The 17,937-nt window shown below is 65.0% G+C and carries 14 protein-coding genes; 7 read left to right on the top strand and 7 right to left on the bottom strand.

From position 1 onward, the window contains the following. Positions 1-129 precede the first annotated feature (129 nt). Entirely contained in the window at positions 130-1,788 is a 1,659-nt protein-coding gene (locus B5V03_RS32380; protein WP_129274456.1) for a cisplatin damage response ATP-dependent DNA ligase, read from the bottom strand. After that, positions 1,785-2,822 (bottom strand): ligase-associated DNA damage response exonuclease, encoded by a 1,038-nt coding sequence (locus B5V03_RS32375; protein WP_129274497.1) that lies wholly within the window; start codon positions 2,820-2,822, stop codon positions 1,785-1,787. The genes B5V03_RS32380 and B5V03_RS32375 overlap by 4 nt, the downstream gene beginning before the upstream one ends. A gap of 65 nt (positions 2,823-2,887) precedes the next feature. Between B5V03_RS32375 and B5V03_RS32370 the strand changes: the two genes are divergently transcribed. The 5 genes from B5V03_RS32370 (at position 2,888) to B5V03_RS32350 (ending at position 9,270) form a co-directional block, all read left to right on the top strand. Next, the gene (locus tag B5V03_RS32370; protein WP_129274455.1) at positions 2,888-3,814 is read left to right on the top strand and encodes a methyltransferase domain-containing protein; all 927 of its coding nucleotides are present in this window, start codon (positions 2,888-2,890) and stop codon (positions 3,812-3,814) included. Between the two features lie 116 nt (positions 3,815-3,930). Next, complete coding sequence (locus tag B5V03_RS32365) at positions 3,931-5,160, top strand: ABC transporter substrate-binding protein (protein WP_164988440.1); 1,230 nt, start codon at positions 3,931-3,933, stop codon at positions 5,158-5,160. 175 nt (positions 5,161-5,335) lie between these two features. Continuing rightward, positions 5,336-7,900 carry a ligase-associated DNA damage response DEXH box helicase gene (locus tag B5V03_RS32360; protein WP_129274453.1) on the top strand — a complete coding sequence of 855 codons (2,565 nt, stop codon included), beginning with the start codon at positions 5,336-5,338 and terminating at the stop codon, positions 7,898-7,900. 122 nt (positions 7,901-8,022) lie between these two features. Further along, positions 8,023-8,721 carry a ligase-associated DNA damage response endonuclease PdeM gene (pdeM, locus tag B5V03_RS32355; protein WP_129274452.1) on the top strand — a complete coding sequence of 233 codons (699 nt, stop codon included), beginning with the start codon at positions 8,023-8,025 and terminating at the stop codon, positions 8,719-8,721. Positions 8,722-8,838: 117 nt separating this feature from the next. Beyond that, a complete protein-coding gene (locus tag B5V03_RS32350) occupies positions 8,839-9,270 on the top strand; it encodes a hypothetical protein (RefSeq protein WP_129274451.1) in 432 nt (143 codons plus the stop codon). Between the two features lie 131 nt (positions 9,271-9,401). On the opposite strand, the gene B5V03_RS32345 is transcribed toward B5V03_RS32350, so the two are convergent. Beyond that, positions 9,402-10,184, bottom strand: coding sequence for a DUF2865 domain-containing protein (locus B5V03_RS32345; RefSeq protein ID WP_164988439.1), 783 nt, complete (start codon positions 10,182-10,184; stop codon positions 9,402-9,404). 265 nt (positions 10,185-10,449) lie between these two features. Next, positions 10,450-11,013, bottom strand: a complete 564-nt coding sequence (gene pyrE / locus B5V03_RS32340; RefSeq protein ID WP_129274450.1) for an orotate phosphoribosyltransferase — start codon at positions 11,011-11,013, stop codon at positions 10,450-10,452. A gap of 186 nt (positions 11,014-11,199) precedes the next feature. On the opposite strand from pyrE, the gene B5V03_RS32335 reads away from it, so the two are divergent. Next, the gene (locus B5V03_RS32335; RefSeq protein ID WP_129274449.1) at positions 11,200-11,826 is read left to right on the top strand and encodes a glutathione S-transferase family protein; all 627 of its coding nucleotides are present in this window, start codon (positions 11,200-11,202) and stop codon (positions 11,824-11,826) included. Positions 11,827-11,990: 164 nt separating this feature from the next. Here the strand turns inward: B5V03_RS32335 and B5V03_RS32330 are convergent, their stop codons facing one another. The 3 genes from B5V03_RS32330 to B5V03_RS32320 form a co-directional block, all read right to left on the bottom strand. Continuing rightward, positions 11,991-12,626 carry a LysE family translocator gene (locus B5V03_RS32330; protein WP_129274448.1) on the bottom strand — a complete coding sequence of 212 codons (636 nt, stop codon included), beginning with the start codon at positions 12,624-12,626 and terminating at the stop codon, positions 11,991-11,993. A 223-nt stretch (positions 12,627-12,849) separates the two neighbouring features. Continuing rightward, a complete protein-coding gene (gene polA, locus B5V03_RS32325; protein ID WP_129274447.1) occupies positions 12,850-15,900 on the bottom strand; it encodes a DNA polymerase I in 3,051 nt (1,016 codons plus the stop codon). A 79-nt stretch (positions 15,901-15,979) separates the two neighbouring features. Next, entirely contained in the window at positions 15,980-17,047 is a 1,068-nt protein-coding gene (locus B5V03_RS32320; RefSeq protein ID WP_129274446.1) for an acyltransferase family protein, read from the bottom strand. A gap of 193 nt (positions 17,048-17,240) precedes the next feature. Here B5V03_RS32320 and B5V03_RS32315 point away from each other — a divergent pair. Next, the coding region (locus tag B5V03_RS32315; protein WP_164988438.1) for a UDP-glucose dehydrogenase family protein at positions 17,241-17,937 on the top strand (697 nt) is incomplete at its 3' end.

Here is a 17,937-nt window from a genome sequence, read left to right as displayed (position 1 = left end):
CAGGGGGATTCGACCCCATTATAGGGCACGGCGAGGCACATGGGGAACCCGGAACAGGGCGTCAATCGGCTTACGGGATTTTAATTCGGGCGGGGCGTGCAGCGGGCTAGCTTCGTGGCGGCTATCGGCTCACGCCTCAACCTCCGCCTCCGCCTTCAGCATCTTTTCCAGCGTTTCCAGTCGGTCGGCCTCGCGCGGCGGCTTGTCCCAGCGCAGCCGGCTGATGCGGGGAAAGCGCATGGCGACGCCAGATTTGTGCCGCGGCGAGCGCTGCAACCCTTCGAACGCGACCTCCAGCACCAGCCCCTTGTCGCCCTCGTGCACGACATGGCGGACGGGGCCGAACTTTTCCGTGGTGTTGCGGCGGACGAAGCGGTCGATCTGCAGCAGCTCCTCGTCGGTGAAGCCGAAATAGGCCTTTCCGACCGGCACCAGTTCGTCGCCGCCATCGCCCTCGGTCCAGACGCCAAAGGTGTAGTCGGAGTAATAGGACGAGCGCTTGCCGTGGCCGCGCTGCGCGTACATGAGCACGGCGTCGATGATGTGCGGATCGCGCTTCCACTTCCACCACTGGCCCTTCGGGCGGCCCGGCAGATAAGGCGCATCGCGCCGCTTCAGCATCACGCCCTCGACGGCGTCCGCGTCGTCGCCCGCACCCGCACTCGCGGGATCGGCGCGTGCAGCGGTCAGCGCGTCCCAGCTCGCGAAGGGGACTGTGGGCGACAGGTCGATGCGGGGATCGTCAAGCTTGCCGATGAATGTCTCCAGCCGTTCGCGCCGTTCCGCGAACGGCAGCTCGCGCAGATCGTTCTCGTCGTCGCCGAGCAGATCGTAGGCGCGCAAATGGATCGGAAATTCCTTGATCAGCTTTGGCGAGACGATTTTGCGGTTGAGGCGCTGTTGCAGGACGTTAAAACTCTGCACGCGGCCTTCGCGCAGGATCAACAGCTCGCCATCGATCGCGCCTGCCAGCCGCAGCGATGGCACGAGATCGGGAAAGCTCCCCGTGATGTCCTCGCCGGTGCGCGAATAAAGCCGCGCCGTGATCTGCCCCCTGTCATCGCGGCCTGCCACCGCCTGCACGCGGATGCCGTCCCATTTCCATTCGGCGATGTAGTCGGCGGGATCGAGCGTGGCGAAATCGGTGTCCTCGATCGCGTGTGCCAGCATCACGGGCCGGAACGGCGCGGGATCGCGATTGACCGGCTTCTCGCCGCGGCCTTCCAGCCATGCGAACAGGTCGAGATAAGGCGGCGAGAGGCCGGGCCAGATCAGCTCGACCTCATGCGGGTCCTTGTCGCCGAGCGCTGCGGCTGCGGTCTTCGCAAGGCGCGCGGAGATGCCGATGCGCAACGCGCCGGTGACGAGTTTCAGCAGCGCCCAGCGGCCGGTCTCATCCAACTCATCGAGCCAGCGTTCGAGCTGCTTTGGCAGCTCGGTCTTGCCGAGCGTGCGCAGCGTGGCGACGACTTCGGTGAGGGTGGGGGGAGGTGGGTTGTTGTGGGCGGCCAACGCGGTCTTCGGCCACATCAGCGCCACCGTCTCCGAGAGATCGCCGACGTAATCGTAACTGAGCCCGAACAGCACCTCATCCGTGCGCGAAGCGATCAAATCGCGGATCAGCGCCGGCTTGGCGTGCTTGAAGCTGAGCGCGCCGGTGAGCGCAGCCAGCGCGTAGCCGCGGTCGGGATCGCCGACCTCGCGAAAATAGCCGGTGATCAGCCGCAGCTTGTTGTTGCGGCCGGGCTCGTAGGCGAGGCGGTCCAGCAGTTCGGCGAAGCGGTTCATGCTTCCGCCTCGTCCTGAAGCGGCGTCTCGCTCTCCTCCTCGTCGCCATAGCCGACCAGGTCGAGCGGCTGCGCCCGCAGACCCTGGGACTTGCACCAATGCACCAGCGCATCTTCCTGGCCGTGGGTGACCCAGATTTCGCCGGCGCCGGTTGCGGCAATAGTTGCGGTGAGGCCGTCCCAATCGGCATGGTCGGAGACCACCAGAGGCAGTTCGATGCCGCGCTGCCGTGCGCGGGCGCGCACGCGCATCCAGCCTGACGCAAACGCAGTGACGGGGTCGGGAAAGCGCCGCGTCCAGACGTCGGACGTGGCCGACGGGGGCGCCAGCGTGATGGTGCCGGCGAGCGCCGCCTTCTTCATGCCCAGCACCGGCCTGAGCTCGCCGAGGTCGATGCCGCGGCTCTGGTAGTATTCGGTGATCTTCTCCATCGCGCCATGCAGGTAGATCGGCGCGTCGTAGCCGGCGTTGCGTAGCAGCTTGATCACGCGCTGCGCCTTGCCGAGCGAATAGGCGCCGACGAGATGCGCGCGCTCCGGAAACAGCGCGACGGACGCCAGCAACTTCTTCACCTCGTCGGAGGCATCGCCGTGCCGGAACACCGGCAGCCCGAACGTGGCCTCCGTGATGAAGACGTCGCAGGGCACCAGCTCGAACGAGGTACAGGTCGGGTCGAATGCATCCTTGTAGTCGCCGGAGGCGACGATGCAGGTGTCTTTGCACGTCACAGCGATCTGCGCCGAGCCGAGCACGTGGCCGGCCGGATGAAACTTGACGGTGACATCGCCGAGCCGGATCTCCTCGCCATAGCTGATCGCTTGCGTCGATCCGGCAAAATTCTCGCCATAGCGCAGCCGCATCATGTCCAGCGTTTCCTGCGTCGCCAGCACTGCGCCATGGCCGGCGCGGGCGTGGTCGGAATGGCCGTGGGTGATCACGGCCCGCTCCACCGGACGGACAGGGTCGATATGGAAGCCGCCGGGCTTGCAGCACAGGCCGGCAGCAGCTGGCAACAGGATGTCTTGCGGACGCATGCCTGTTATATAGGTTGCGCCACCGCATCTTCGAGTCATCACCCGCTCTCCTCCCCTGGTTCCCAATGCCCCTGCGCCTGTTCCTGACTTCCGGCGATCTCATGGCCGACCGCCGCTTCGAGTTCGCGCGCGACCTCCAGCTCAAGGGTGACCTCCCCGCCGCTGCCGACCTCATCGAGCAGGCGCTCGAGCTCGCGCCCAACTTCACCTCGGCCTGGTTCACGCTCGGCGAAATCCGCGCACAGCTCGGTGAGCGCGACAAGGCGATCGCGGCGTTCCGGGAAGCGCGGCGATCCGATCCCGACGACCAGCACGGCGCTGGGCTGCATCTGATGCGGTTCGGCGATGCGCATTTGTCGGAAATGCCAAAAGCCTATGTGCAGGCTCTGTTCGATCAATATGCGCCGCGCTTCGAGCATACGCTGGTCAACGATCTCGACTATCGCGCGCCGTCGCTGATCTTCAAGGCCGTGGTGGCCGCACGCGTCGCCACGAAGAAGCCCGCTCTGTTCAAGCGTGCCGTCGATCTCGGCTGCGGCACCGGGCTTGCGGCCGCGGCCTTCGCGAGACAAGTCGATCATTTCATCGGCATCGATCTGTCGCCCGGCATGATCAAGGAGGCGCGTGCGACAAACCTCTATGCCGAGCTCGAGGTGGCCGACATGATCGAGGGCCTGCGCAGCAAGGGTGATGCGAGCGCGAACCTCGTCGTCGCGGCAGACGCGTTCGTCTATCTCTCCGATCTCGCGCCGGTGCTTGGCCAGGCCAGGCGCGTGCTCGCATCCGGCGGTGTGCTCGCCTTCACGCTGGAGACGCATGACGGCGACGGCATCGTTCTCGGCGAAGGCCTGCGCTATGCCCATTCGGCGGAATATGTCCGTGGTGCGATTGCGAAGGCAGGCCTCAAGCTGCTGACACTGGAGCCGGCCTCTCCGCGCATCGAGAACAACGAGCCGGTGCGCGGCCTCGTCGTCGTCGCCGAGAAAACTTGAGTCTAGGCGCTAATCGCCCTGCGATTTAAGCGTCATTGCGTCGCAAAGCGGCGACTTCTGACTTGCGAGCCGTGCTGCGATGCCAGCACAATGCGCGCATTAGGGAGAAAACAACAATGACCAAGAATCCATCGCGGCGCGATTTCAGCGCCGGCGCGCTCGCCACCGTCGCTGCATCAACCTTGCCTGCGCCTTATGTCTGGGCCGCGGAAAAGAAATACGATGCGGGCGCCAGCGACACCGAGATCAAGATCGGACAGACCGTGCCGCATTCCGGCCCAGGCTCGCTCTATGGCGTGCTCGGCCGCATCGGTGAAGCCTATTTCCAGATGCTGAACGAGAAGGGCGGCATCAACGGGCGCAAGATCAAGTTCCTCACCATGGACGACGCCTACAGCGCGCCGAAATGCGTCGAGGCGACGCGGCGTCTCGTGGAGCAGGAGGAGGTGCTGGCGCTCTACGGCTCGCTTGGCACCGCGCCGCAGACCTCCGTGCATAAATACCTGAACTCCAAGGGCGTGCCGCAGCTGCTGCTCAACACCGGCGCGTCGAAGTGGAACAACCCAAAAGAGTTCAAGTGGACGATGGCGGGCCTGCCGCTGTATCCGACCGAAGCACGCATCCTGGCGCGGCACGTCGTCAACGTGAAGCCCAACGCCAAAATCGGCATCCTTTACCAGAACGACGATTTTGGCCGCGACTTCCTCGGTCCGTTCAAGAAGGTGCTGGCGGATGCCGGCGGCACCGCGCAGGTGATCATGGAGCAGACCTACGATCTCACCGATCCGACGGTCGATTCCCAGCTCATCAATCTCTCGAAGTCGGGTGCGGATGTTTTTTACAACATCACCACCGGCAAGGCGACGTCGCAGTCGATCCGGAAAGTGGCTGAGCTCGGCTGGAAGCCGCTGCAACTTCTTTCGGCGGGCTCGACCGGCCGCTCGATCCTCAACGCCGCGGGCCTGGAGAACGCCACCGGCATCGTCGCGATCCGCTACAACAAGGAGGTCGGCCTGCCCAAATGGGAGAAGGACCCGGATGTGATGGCGTTCGAGGAGCTGCGCAAGAAGTACACGCCGGCCATCGACCAGGACAACACCATCGCGTTCGCCGGCTACGGCCAAGCGGTCACCATGGGCGAGATCTTGCGCCGCTGCGGCGACGACCTTACCCGCGCCAACGTGCTGAAGCAGGCCTCCAAGCTCGCGGGCTTCCACTCGCCCTATTTCCTCGACGGCGTCACCTACGACTACACGCCCGAGGATTATACGCCGATGAAGACGCTCTTCATCTCGATCTTCAGCGGCAAGGACTGGGACATCTCCGACAAGCCGATGTCGGAGTAGGGGTCTCTCGGCGATCGAGGCGCCGTAGGGTGGGTAAAGGCACAAAGCGCCGTGCCCACCATCTGTCTCTTATCACAACCGAATGGTGGGCACGCTTCGCTTTGCCCACCCTACGGAAGCTCGTCGTGATGTCTGCCCCTCGACGAACGCACCGCCACGGCTTACCTGTGATGCCGTGCCGCCCCGCATCCTCAAAATCCCGGCCGAGCCGGCTACGCTGCTGCCCGACCGCTTCCAAAAGTGGTTCGCGGCCCGCGGCTGGTCGCCGCGTGAGCATCAGCTCGCGCTGCTGGAGAAGGCCCGCGAGGATCGGTCGGCACTGCTGATCGCACCCACCGGCGCCGGCAAGACGCTGGCGGGATTTCTGCCGACGCTGGTGGAGCTGAGCTCTGCACCGGCGGCTCCTGCGAAATCCGTGGTCTCCACCGGCCGCGCCGTTCAGCGTACTGGCGGCCTCCACACGCTCTACATCTCGCCGCTGAAAGCGCTTGCCGTCGATATCGCGCGCAACCTCGAGCGTCCCATCGCCGAGATGGCGCTGCCAATCAAGGTCGAGACCCGCACCGGCGACACCCCGGTGTCGCGGCGGCAGCGGCAGCGGCGCTATCCGCCGGACATTCTGCTGACGACGCCGGAGCAGCTCGCGCTGCTGCTCTCCTCCGATGACGCGCCGTTCCTGTTCTCCTCCCTGAAACGCATCGTGCTCGATGAGCTGCACGCGCTGGTGACGTCCAAGCGCGGCGATCTCTTGTCGCTGGGGCTGGCGCGCCTCTGGCGGCTGGCACCCGAGATGCGCGCGATCGGCCTGTCGGCGACGGTGGCCGAGCCGGAATCGCTGGCGCGCTTCTTGGTGCCGCAACCGAGAGATAAGGTGGAATCGGCCGACATCGTCATCGCCGGCGGCGCCGCGCCGCCGCTGGTCGAGATGCTGGATACCCGTGAGCGGCTGCCTTGGGCCGGTCACAGCGCGCGCCATGCGCTTCCCGAGATCTACGAGCTGATCAAGGCGAACAAGACCACGCTGGTCTTCGTCAATACCCGCAGCCAAGCCGAGATGCTGTTCCAGAATCTCTGGAGCATGAACGACGACAACCTTGCGATCGCGCTGCATCACGGCTCGCTCGACGTCGCCCAGCGCCGCAAGGTCGAGGACGCCATGTCGGCCGGCAAGCTGCGCGGCGTGGTCTGCACCTCCTCGCTCGACCTCGGCGTCGACTGGGGTGACGTCGATCTCGTCGTCAATATCGGCGCGCCCAAGGGCTCGTCACGCCTGATGCAGCGGATCGGTCGCGCCAATCACCGCCTCGACGAAGCCTCGCGCGCGGTGCTGGTGCCGGCCAACCGCTTCGAGGTGCTGGAGTGCCGTGTTGCGATCGATGCGATCGCGGAGAATGCGCAGGACACGCCGCCCTTGCGCATCGGCGCGCTCGACGTGCTGGCGCAGCACGTGCTCGGCTGCGCCTGTGGCGAGCCGTTTCTCTCCGACGAGCTTTACGACGAAGTGCGCACCGCCGCGCCCTATGCTGATCTGACGCGGCAGGATTTCGACGACGTCGTCGATTTCGTCGCCTCCGGCGGCTACGCGCTGAAGACCTATGAGCGCTTCGCCCGCATCAAGCAGGACAAGGAAGGGCGCTGGCGCGTCGCCAATCCAAAGGTGCGGCAGAGCTACCGGATGAATGTCGGCACCATCGTCGAGGACGACATGCTGAAGGTGCGGCTGGTGCGCTCGCGCGGCGGCGGATCTGGTTCGACCGGCGTGATCGCGCGCGGTGGCCGGTTGCTGGGCGAGATCGAGGAAGCCTTCATCGAGGGCTTGAGCCCCGGCGACACCTTCGTGTTCTCAGGCGAGGTGGTGCGCTACGAGACCCTGGTCGAGGATCAGGTCTACGTCTCGCGCGCGCATGACAAGGACCCGAAAGTGCCGTCCTATATGGGCGGCAAATTTCCGCTGTCCACCTATCTCGCCGAACGCGTGCGCCGTCTGCTCGATGACGGCCGCGCGTGGGGCGGCTTGCCGGAGCAGGTGCGCGACTGGCTGTCGCAGCAAAAGGACGTCTCGCGCGTGCCGGCAGTGCGCGAGTTGCTGGTGGAGAGCTTTCCGCGCGCCAACAAGCATTACATCGTCTTCTACCCCTTCGAGGGGCGCCTCGCGCACCAGACGCTGGGCATGCTGCTGACACGACGGCTGGAGCGCGCCCGCGCCCGGCCGCTCGGCTTCGTCGCCAACGAATATGCGGTGGCGATCTGGGCGCTCGGCGACCTCTCCTTCATGATCCGGGACGGCCGGATCGACCTCGACGCGCTCTTCGACCCCGACATGCTCGGCGACGACTTAGAGGCCTGGCTCGCCGAGTCGGCGCTGATGAAGCGCACATTCCGCAATTGCGCGATCATCTCCGGCCTGATCGCGCGCCGTCACACCGGTGAAGAGAAGAGCCGCCGGCAGGTGCTGTTCTCGACCGATCTCGTCTACGACGTCTTGCGCAAACATCAGGCCGACCACGTCCTGTTGCGCGCCGCCCGTGCCGATGCCGCCACCGGCCTGCTCGATCTGCGCCGTCTCAGCGACATGCTCACCCGCATCCAGGGCCACATCACGCACCGGGAACTTGACCACGTCTCCCCGCTCGCCGTCCCCGTGATGCTGGAAATCGGCCGCGAGTCAGTTTATGGCGAAGCTGGCGACGAGCTGTTGGCGGAAGCCGCCGACGAGCTGGTCAAAGAGGCGATGTCGTAAGCTGCTGCAGCAATGATTTTTCGAGGCGCAACTCTCTCCACGTCGTCATCCCCGGGCTTGACCCGGGCATCCACGTCTTTCTTGCCGCGGCAAGAACGTGGATGGCCGGGACAAGCCCGGCCATGACGGAGCATGCTGCGCTGTCGATTACTTCAACGCTCGCGCTGGATGTCGCAGGCGCTTCGTTTCACGCCGATCTCTCCGGCGCGTTGTTCTGGGAAGAGCAGCGCCTGCTCGTCGTCTCCGACCTGCATCTGGAAAAAGGCTCCAGCTTCGCCAAGCGCGGCGTGCTGCTGCCGCCTTACGACACGCTGGCAACGCTGAGCCGTCTCGCTGCTGTCATCTCCCGCCATAACCCGAAAATCGTCATCGCGCTCGGCGACAGTTTTCATGATAGGACCGCGCATGAGCGCCTGTCCGCCGACGACCGCGACGCCGTCGCGGCGCTCCAGACCGGCCGCGACTGGATCTGGATATCAGGCAATCACGATCCCATGCTGCCGCGCGATCTCGGCGGCACCATCGCCGACGAAGTCGCGATCGGCCCGATCACGTTCCGTCATGAGCCGACCGGCGCGCACGGCGAGATCGCCGGCCATCTCCATCCCAAGGCCCGTGTCTCCGCGCGCGGCCGCTCGATGGAGCGCCGCTGTTTCGCCTCCGATGGCCAGCGCGCCGTGATGCCGGCCTTCGGCGCCTATGCCGGCGGCCTCAGCATCCGCGACGCGGCGTTTGCAAAGATCTTTCCGAAGAACGGCTTTGTTGCCCATCTGCTCGGCGACCGGCGGGTCCACGCCATTGCGGCCTCGCGTTGTTGTTAGGCATTCGACTTGCCTCGGAACAAATTAAGAACACTTTAGCAAGTCTTTGATATATCATTGTGATTCGGCGCGTTGCCGACACAATATCTAGCGTCTGTCAGATTTTGCGAGGACTACATGTCCACCATTGCCTTCGATCAATTTGCCCTCACCCGGATCGCCGATTTCGCGCGCTCGCTGTCGCGGCTGCACCAGGCGGCGCGGCGCCAGAGGGTTGATGACGACCAGTTCGACCGCGAGTTCAACGCGGTGTGCCAGTCGATCTGGGGCTACACCATCGACGACATCAGCGACGATCTGTTCTCGGTCGAGGACCATCTATTCCTGGACACGCTGGACGAAGCGCATGCGCGCATCTTCGCGGCCGAGCAGGGCTACGACCTCATCGGCGAAGCCGGCATGCTGACCGACTGGTGGGGTTTTTGCTGGATGATCCTGGCCGAAAAGCGCGGATTGCTGACTCAGGAAAACCGCGCCGCCGCCCGCGCGGCGATTGAGGAGAAATATCTGGCCGCGCCGAATGTGATCGGGGTGATTATCGGGAGGTGATCTCGTGCCCCGGGCGCAGCGCAGCACGTCAGTGATACGCTGCTGAACCGGGGCCCATATTGCCGCATTCTGGGTCCCGGCTCTGCGGCGCACCGCTACGCGCTGCACCGCGTCCGGGACACAAGACCGAACTAATCCAACCCCGCCCGCTTCGCCGGCTTCTGCGCCTGCGTCTTCGGCACTGTCACATCCGGCAGCGCCTGCCGCACGATCTCGGTCGATGCCGGCGCATCTGCCGCAACCGTCTCCGCCCGCACCGGCGCCACCTTCATCTCGCCAAGGCGCGCACGGACCTGCGCGGTGAGGCCAGGATAGGAGGCGACCGGCGTGAACTCTGCGGTCTGGTCGTTGCCAAGGCGGACCCCGGTATAGGCAACGAGGCCGTCGCTGGTCGCGATCACGTCACCGGCCTTCAGCGAGGAGTCGAGCCCGAGATCGACCGGGGCAAGCCCGACCGGCTCGCGGCCGTTGCAGGTGCAGTCCGAACGCAGCGCCTTGCGATAGGCGAACGCGTTCTCGCTGTCGGCATAGCGCTCGCCGGTCTGCGCATAGGCGCCGTCAATCGAGGAGCCGAAATAGACCTTTGTCGCGCTGGCAGGACAGAACGCCTGACACATCTGCGCCGGCGAGGCGAGGCCGCGCATCAGCGGAAAATATTTGCCGTCGCAGCTGCGCACGCAGAATGCCGGGCCGGAGCCGCCGGCCGCGGCCGAACGCGTCGGCGGCACATATTGCGGGGTTGCGGCATTCTGCTGGCCGGTGAAGGGGTCGGCGTAGGAGCTCGCCTGCTGCGGCACCTCACGCTGCGGCCGCTGCTGCTGCGCTCCACCGAAGAAGAAGTCGAACAGGCCTTCGGCCGAAACCGGGGCTGGAGCTGCCAGCAGCGGTGCTGCCAGGGTGGCGGCCACAAGCATCGCGCGACGCCGCCGGCGCGCATGAGAGATGACTGTACGCAACGCTTACTCCACCCGACGCTACTGAACCGGGCCGGGACCAACGAGGTCTCAGCGAATGATTCACCATAGAGCGGGATGGTAAAGGAGGGTTGAACGCGGGCGGCAGCTGAATCACGATGCTCGTCATGGCCGGGCTTGTCCCGGCCATCCACGATCTTCGTGCGGCTAAAACGTGGATGCCCGGGTCCGGCCCGGGCATGACGGCGGAGAAAGCTGCGCCGCGTTACGCCTTCAAGAATTCCGACGCCTTGTACAGCGAGCGGAACGGCAGGCCGGCCGCACCGAAGGTGTCGGTGGCGCCTTCCTCGCGGTCGACCATGGTCAGCACCAGCACGACTTCGGCGCCGGTCTCGCGCACGGATTCCACCGCCTTCATCGCCGAGCCGCCCGTGGTGGTGACGTCCTCGACGATCACGACGCGCTTGCCCTCGAGCGTCTCGCCCTTGGGCAGTCCTTCGATCGCGAGTTTCGCGCCGTGCTCCTTCGGCTTCTTGCGCACGAAGAACGCCGCGATCGGATGGCCCTTGATCCAGGAGATCTGCGCCAGCGCGCCGGCCAGCGGCACCGCGCCCATTTCGAGCCCGCCGATGAAATCGAGATTGTCGTCCTTCAGCGTCTCATAGGTGAGTTCGGCGAGCAGCGTCGCGCCCTCGGGGTCGAGCATGGTCGGCTTGAGGTTGAAATAGAAATCGCTCTTGCGGCCCGACGCGAGCGTGACATCGCCGCGGCCGAAAGAGCGCCGGCGGATGATTTCGAACAGGCGGGCGCGGGAGGCTGATTTCGACACGGCGGTCCCTCGGGAGCGTTTTTGGAAGTGGCGGAATTTATCCGCGACGGGCCCGACATTCCAGAGGGGGTGTCTCCCGTCAACAGGGATCGGCCATCCCGGTCCGCCGGTTGTAGGGGTGCAACCTTCTGGGGTAGGTGGATGCCGGATATTTCGGGCAAAGAAACTGGGCAAGGACACGCGTAAATGACCATCGAGCTGCACACCTGGAACACGCCGAACGGCCGCAAGATCTCGGTCGCGCTGGAGGAAATGGGGCTGCCCTACAAGGTGGTCCCGGTGAACATCACCAAGGGCGAGCAGATGGCACCGGGGTTCCTCAAGCTCAGCCCCAACAACAAGATCCCGGCGATCCTCGACCCCGAGGGTCCCGACGGCAAGCCGGTCGGCATCTTCGAATCCGGCGCGATCCTGCTCTATCTCGGCGAAAAGACCGGCAAATTCCTGCCGAAATCGCTTGGCGCTCGTGTCCCCGTCTATGAATGGCTGATGTGGCAGATGGGCGGGTTCGGCCCGATGCCCGGCCAGGTGCATCATTTCATCGCACTCGAGAACGAGCAGGACCGCGCCTACGGCCTGAAACGTTACATGGCCGAGACCCGCCGTCTCTACGGCGTGCTCGATCGCCGGCTGGCGGACCACGACTTCGTCGCCGGCGACCTCTCGGTTGCCGATTTTGCCATCCTGGGCTGGGCCTGGCGCCACCCTCGCCACAAGGTTGATCTGGCCGATTTCCCCAACGTCAAGCGCTGGTACGACGCCCTCATGGCCCGCCCGGCCGTGAAGCGGGGCATGGAGGCGAAGCTGGATTAGCCTGCCGACGAACTCTCACGCCTCGTGCCCCGGACGCAGCGCAGCGCGCAAGCGGTGTGCTGCAGAGCCGGGGCCCATGCCTCTCCGATCTCGGTCTTAGCTTTCTGGGTCCCGGCTCTGCGCAGCAGCGCGTCCGGGACACGGAGCGTGCTTCGCGGCGTCCGCTACACCTTCTTCGCTTCCACCGCCATCCGCACCGCGAGCCCGGCCAGCACCGTGCCCATCAGCCAGCGTTGCACCAGCATCCAACTCGGCCGGCTCGCGAGGAACAGTGCGATCGATCCCGCCGCGAGCGCTATGATCGCATTGACGCTGACGCTGATCGCGATCTGGATCGCGCCGAGCACGAGCGACTGTGCCAGCACGCTGCCCGCGCTGGGCTCGATGAATTGCGGCAACAGCGCGAGATAGAGCATCGCGATCTTCGGATTGAGCAGATTGGTGACGAAGCCCATCGTGAACAGTTTTCGCGGGCTGTCGATGGCGAGTTGCTTCACCTGAAACGGCGAGCGCCCGCCCGGCTTCACCGCCTGCCAGGCGAGCCAGAGCATGTAGCCGGCGCCGGCGAAGCGCAGCGCGTCATAGGCGAAGGGAACAGCGAGCAGCAGCGCCGTGATGCCGAACGCCGCGCACAGCATGTAGAACACGAACCCCAGAGCCACACCGCCGAGCGAGACGATGCCCGCGGCCGGCCCCTGCGTGATCGAGCGCGAGATCAGATAGATCATGTTCGGCCCCGGCGTGAGCACGAGACCGAGGCAGACGAGGGCAAAGCCGAGAAGAGCGGAGGTGTGGGGCATGAGCGAACCGGCGCGGGAGATGCGGTGGTTCTAATATGCGAGGCGCGGTGGTGCCATGACGCAATTGCTCGGAGGACAATTCAACTCCCGTGTCCCGGACGCGGCGCAGCGTGAAACGGTGCGACGCAGAGCCGGGACCCAGCTGGCGCGATGTGGGCCCCGGATCAGCAGCGCACCACGCCGCGAAGGGCGGCGCGCTGCGCAGCATCCGGGGAAAGCAGCCTCAGTGCGCCTCGTCCCAATTATTCGCCGCGCGCGCGTCGACATGCAGCGGCACCGACAGCAGCACGGCCGGGAACGGTGCGTCCTGCATCACGTGCTGCACGACGGGCAGCGTCGCCGCGACCTCGGCGTCCGGCACCTCGAAGATCAGTTCGTCATGCACCTGCAATAGCATCTGCGCCGAGAGTTTCTTCTCGGCGAGCGCATCCTCCACCCGCGTCATGGCGCGGCGGATGATGTCGGCGGCGGTGCCCTGAAGCCGCGCGTTGATCGCGGCGCGCTCGTTGAAGGCGCGCACCGAGGCGTTCGAGGCCTTGATGTCGGGATAGTGCATCTTGCGGCCGAACAGCGTGGTGACGTAGCCGTGGCTCCGGCAGAAGTCCCGCGTCTCGTCCATATAGGCGCGGATGCCGGGGAAACGCTCGAAATACTTCTTGATGTAGGCGGAGGCCTCCTCGCGCGCGATGCCGAGCTGGTTGGCGAGGCCGAACGCGGAGATGCCGTAGATGATGCCGAAATTGATCGCTTTGGCGCGGCGGCGGATCTCGCTCGGCATGCCCTCGATCGGCACGCCGAACATTTCGGACGCGGTCATCGCGTGAATGTCGAGCCCGTCCTTAAACGCCTGCTTCAGCACGGGAATGTCGGCGATCTCGGCGAGCAGCCGCAGCTCGATCTGCGAATAGTCGGCCGAGACGAGCTTGTGCCCCGGCGTTGCAATGAAGGCGCGCCTGATCTTGCGGCCGTCTTCGGTGCGCACCGGGATGTTCTGCAGATTCGGCTCGTTCGACGACAGCCGGCCGGTCGTGGTCGCAGCCAGCGCGTAGGTCGTGTGCACGCGATGGGTCTGCGGGTTGACATAGGTCGGCAGCGCATCGGTGTAGGTCGATTTCAGCTTCGAGACCTGGCGCCACTCCAGAATCTTCTTCGGAAGGTCGTGGCCCTGCTCGGCGAGATCGTCGAGCACCTGCGCGGTGGTCGACCACGCGCCCGTTTTCGTCTTGGTGCCGCCTGATAGTCCCATCTTGCCGAACAGGATGTCGCCAATCTGCTTGGGGCTGCCGACATTGACCGGCTCGCCCGCGATCTCCTGGATCTTGGCCTCGACGCGGGCCGCGGTCTGGGCAAAGTCGCCGGAAAGACGTGACAGCACCTGGCGGTCGATCGAGATGCCGCGACGCTCCATGCGCGCGAGCACCGGCACCAGCGGCCGCTCCAGCGTTTCATAGACAGTCGTCATGTGCTCGGCGACGAGGCGCGGCTTCAGCACGTGCCAGACGCGCAGCGCGATGTCGGCGCCTTCGGCCGACAGCGGTGCGGCCTTGTCGATCGGCACCTGGTCAAAGGTGATCTTGCCCTTGCCGCTGCCGAGCAGCTCGTTCTCCTTCAGCATGGCGTGGCCGAACCAGCGCTCGGACAGCTGCTCCAGCGCATGCGAGCCGCGGCCGGCGTCGAGCACGTAGGAGATCAGTTGGGCATCGTCGATGTTGCACAGCGTGATGCCGTGCTGCGCCAGCATGACGGCGGTAAATTTGACGTCGAAGCCGATCTTGAGGATGCCGGCCGATTCCAGAACGGGCCGCAACGCTTCGATCGCCTCAGCGTGTTTGACCTGATCCGGCGCAAGGCCGGCGTCGAACAACCCGGCACCGCCGCCGGACTGCTTGTGCGCTAGCGGCACGTAGCAGGCCTCGTTCGGCGCCAGGGCCAATGCGATACCGCACAGATCGCCCTGCATCGGGTCGATGGAATTCGCCCTGATCTCGATCGCGACATAGCCCGCATCATGGATACGCGCGATGAAGGCGTCGAGCTCCTTGAGCGTCTTGATGGCCTGGTACTTGCTGCGATCGACTGGAAGCTTGCGCAAAGCCTCTTCGCGCGCTGCTGCGAGAGAAATCGGCGCGCCCTTCGGGCTCGCGGCCTTGTCCTCCTTGCTCGCCGACGCGTTGCGCTCGCCCAGCCTTCCCTGCGCCGGCGTCGCGGCTCCTGGTGCCGGCACGACGTCCGAAGGCGGCAGCGGCGAGAAGACACTGGCGCCGCTTGCATAGCCGGGATCCGCGTCGACATTGGCCGGATCGATCTGCGAATAATCGGCGACGCGGCGGGTGAGCGTGGAGAATTCCATCGCCTTCAGGAAGGCGATCAGCTTTCGCGCATCGGGCTCGTGGACGGCGAGATCGTCTAGCGGCACCTCCAGCTCGACCTTGTCGTCGAGCAGCACCAGCTGGCGCGAGATCCGCGCCTTCTCGGCATTCTCGATCAGGGCCTCGCGCCGCTTCGGCTGCTTGATCTCGGTGGCACGGAACAAAAGCTGCTCGAGGTCGCCATATTCGACGATCAGCTGCGCCGCGGTCTTGATGCCGATGCCGGGCACGCCGGGCACGTTGTCGGTGGAATCGCCGGCCAGTGCCTGCACTTCCACGACCTTTTCCGGCGGCACGCCGAATTTCTCGATCACCTCGGGGACGCCGATGCGGCGATCCTTCATGGTGTCGTACATCATGATCTTGTCGTTCACGAGCTGCATCAGGTCCTTGTCGGAGGACACGATGGTTGTCGTGGCGCCGCGCTCGCTCGCCTGCCGCGCATAGGTCGCGATGAGATCGTCGGCCTCGAACCCCACTTGTTCCAGGCAGGGTAGGTCGAAGGCGCGCACGGCTTCGCGGATCAGGGCGAATTGCGGAATGAGATCGTCAGGCGCCGGCGGCCGGTGCGCCTTGTATTCGGGGTAGATCTTGTTGCGAAAGGTGATTTCCGACTTGTCGAAGATGATCGCCAGATGTGTCGGCCGGTTGTCCTCGGGCATGTCGCGCAACAGCTTCCATAGCATGTTGCAGAAGCCGAGCACGGCGTTGACCTGAAGGCCGTCTGATTTGCGGTTCAGCGGCGGCAGCGCGTGATAGGCGCGGAAGATGTAACCGGAACCGTCGACCAAAAAGACGTGGTCGCCCTTGCCAGCCGCCTTGGCGGCGACCGGTTTGGCAGCAGCTTTGTCAGCAGCGGGCTTGGTGTCAGCTTGGGCGGTGGTCTTCGGGGAGGTTTTGGGCATGGCCGCAATGTATGAATTTTTGCGGCATTTGACAGCCTGGGGAGGTCGATTTTTGGGCGGCGGACGCAGCTATCCCCCGCTACTCCGCCGCCTGCAACCGCGCCGCCGCCTGCTTCGGCGCGATCCAGAATGCCTCCGGCCGCTCGAAAAGGAAATTGCCACCAAGGCGCAGTGCAGCCCGCCAGATCGCGAACGCGCCGATCACGCCAACGACGGTCACGATCAACGACACCGCGCCGATGTCGGCAATGATGCCGGTGTGCAGCAGCAGCGTTCGCGTCGCCGCCATCGGCAGGAAGAAGGCGAGATAGATCACGATCGAATGTTCGCCGCAGAAGCGGAGGAAGTTCAGCCACTGCGCGCGCGCGAGCAGCGTGGCCATCGTGATAATGGCACAGGCGCCCGCAAAGCCGAGCACGAGCGAGACAATCTTCCATTCGCTCGCGCCGAGCACGACGAGGCCGGCATTGACCAGCGCCCAGGTCGCAAGCGCCACAAGCGCCAGCGCGGGATGGCTGCGGGCGCGATCCGACAGTGCGAACACGTAAGGCGCGAACAGATAGCCCGAATAGAAATAGACGAAGCGCGCGCAGAACTCGTCGATCGCGGTCCAGCCGGTCGTGATGCGCGCGGTCTCGAGCGCGACGGCAATGAGCCAGATCGCCAGCGGCGGCATTTTGCGTGTCAGTTTTGTGACGACGAAGAACACGGGCAGCAGATAGATGAACCAGAGCGTACCGAACGGCTCGATGAAGGATTCGAGATACAAGAGGCTGACGTCGCGCCAGCCGGTTTCCGCCGCGAAGGCGGGCGCCTTGAAGCCGAACTGGATTGTCACCCAGACGACATAGAAATAGGCGAAATGCACCACCTTGCGGTCGAGATAGGTTCGCCAGTCGCGGTCGATCACCAGTGGCAGGAACAGGCCCGAAATCAGGAAGAAATCCGGCATCCGGAACGGCTTTGCGAACGCCACCAGGGTATGCATGAAACCGGTCTCGCCGGCGGCGAGCTCGACCCCCAGGACCGAATGCATCATCACGACCATGACGATGCAGATGCCCTTGGCGTAGTCGACCCAGTCGACACGCGCGGCAGGAGGGGCCTTGGAAAGCCCGTTCGCCGCTGATGTGCCTGATGGTGCCATGGTGTCCCGTTTCGAGGCGTGGTCCGCCCGGCGCTGTGCGGGCGTGATGCAGTGTGGGGCCCAGCGGTTTACGATTTCTTTGCCGGTACAATTCGTGTGCCGGTTTTTGCGTGCTGACGGTTTCCTTCCGTCGGGAAAGTGCTAAACCGCCCCGAATTGGGGTTTCGTTAACCAAGCCAAAACAGGGTTTTTCATGCGAATCGCGATGATAGGAACGGGCTATGTGGGACTGGTGTCCGGAGCCTGCTTTGCGGATTTCGGTCACGACGTCGTTTGCGTCGACAAGGACGAGAAGAAGATCGCGGCACTTCATCGCGGCGAGATTCCGATCTACGAGCCCGGCCTCGACGAGCTGGTTGCGGCCAACGTGAAAGCCAAGCGGCTGGAGTTCACCACCGATTTGTCGAAGCCGGTTGCGGATGCCGATGCGGTCTTCATCGCGGTCGGCACGCCGTCGCGCCGCGGTGACGGTCACGCCGATCTGTCCTACGTCTATGCCGCCGCGAAAGAGATCGCGCAGTCGCTCTCCGGCTTCACCGTGGTCGTGACCAAATCGACCGTCCCGGTCGGCACCGGCGATGAGGTCGAGCGCATCATCCGCGAGACCAATCCCAAGGCCGACGTCGTCGTCGCCTCCAATCCCGAATTCCTGCGCGAGGGCGCGGCGATCCGCGACTTCAAGTTTCCCGATCGCGTCGTCGTCGGCACCTCCGACGAGCGCGGCCGCAAGGTGATGGGCGACATCTACCGCCCGCTGTCGCTCAACCAGGCGCCGCTGATGTTCACGGCGCGCCGCACCGCCGAGATGATCAAATACGCCGCCAACGCGTTCCTCGCGACCAAGATCACCTTCATCAACGAGATCGCGGACCTTTCCGAGAAGGTCGGCG

The organism is Bradyrhizobium betae (genome assembly GCF_004123905.1).
Taxonomy (GTDB): Bacteria; Pseudomonadota; Alphaproteobacteria; order Rhizobiales; family Xanthobacteraceae; genus Bradyrhizobium; species Bradyrhizobium betae_A.
This window is presented reverse-complemented; position numbering and strand designations above follow the sequence as displayed.

Excerpts from the sequence above, each read along its gene's own strand:
- B5V03_RS32380 (WP_129274456.1), bottom strand. The coding sequence starts at position 1,788 with ATGAACCGCTTCGCCGAACTGCTGGACCGCCTCGCCTACGAGCCCGGC.
- B5V03_RS32375 (WP_129274497.1), bottom strand. The coding sequence starts at position 2,822 with ATGCGTCCGCAAGACATCCTGTTGCCAGCTGCTGCCGGCCTGTGCTGC.
- B5V03_RS32370 (WP_129274455.1), top strand. The coding sequence starts at position 2,888 with ATGCCCCTGCGCCTGTTCCTGACTTCCGGCGATCTCATGGCCGACCGC.
- B5V03_RS32365 (WP_164988440.1), top strand. The coding sequence starts at position 3,931 with ATGACCAAGAATCCATCGCGGCGCGATTTCAGCGCCGGCGCGCTCGCC.
- pdeM (WP_129274452.1), top strand. The coding sequence starts at position 8,023 with ATGACGGAGCATGCTGCGCTGTCGATTACTTCAACGCTCGCGCTGGAT.
- B5V03_RS32350 (WP_129274451.1), top strand. The coding sequence starts at position 8,839 with ATGTCCACCATTGCCTTCGATCAATTTGCCCTCACCCGGATCGCCGAT.
- B5V03_RS32345 (WP_164988439.1), bottom strand. The coding sequence starts at position 10,184 with ATGCTTGTGGCCGCCACCCTGGCAGCACCGCTGCTGGCAGCTCCAGCC.
- B5V03_RS32335 (WP_129274449.1), top strand. The coding sequence starts at position 11,200 with ATGACCATCGAGCTGCACACCTGGAACACGCCGAACGGCCGCAAGATC.
- B5V03_RS32330 (WP_129274448.1), bottom strand. The coding sequence starts at position 12,626 with ATGCCCCACACCTCCGCTCTTCTCGGCTTTGCCCTCGTCTGCCTCGGT.
- polA (WP_129274447.1), bottom strand. The coding sequence starts at position 15,900 with ATGCCCAAAACCTCCCCGAAGACCACCGCCCAAGCTGACACCAAGCCC.
- B5V03_RS32320 (WP_129274446.1), bottom strand. The coding sequence starts at position 17,047 with ATGGCACCATCAGGCACATCAGCGGCGAACGGGCTTTCCAAGGCCCCT.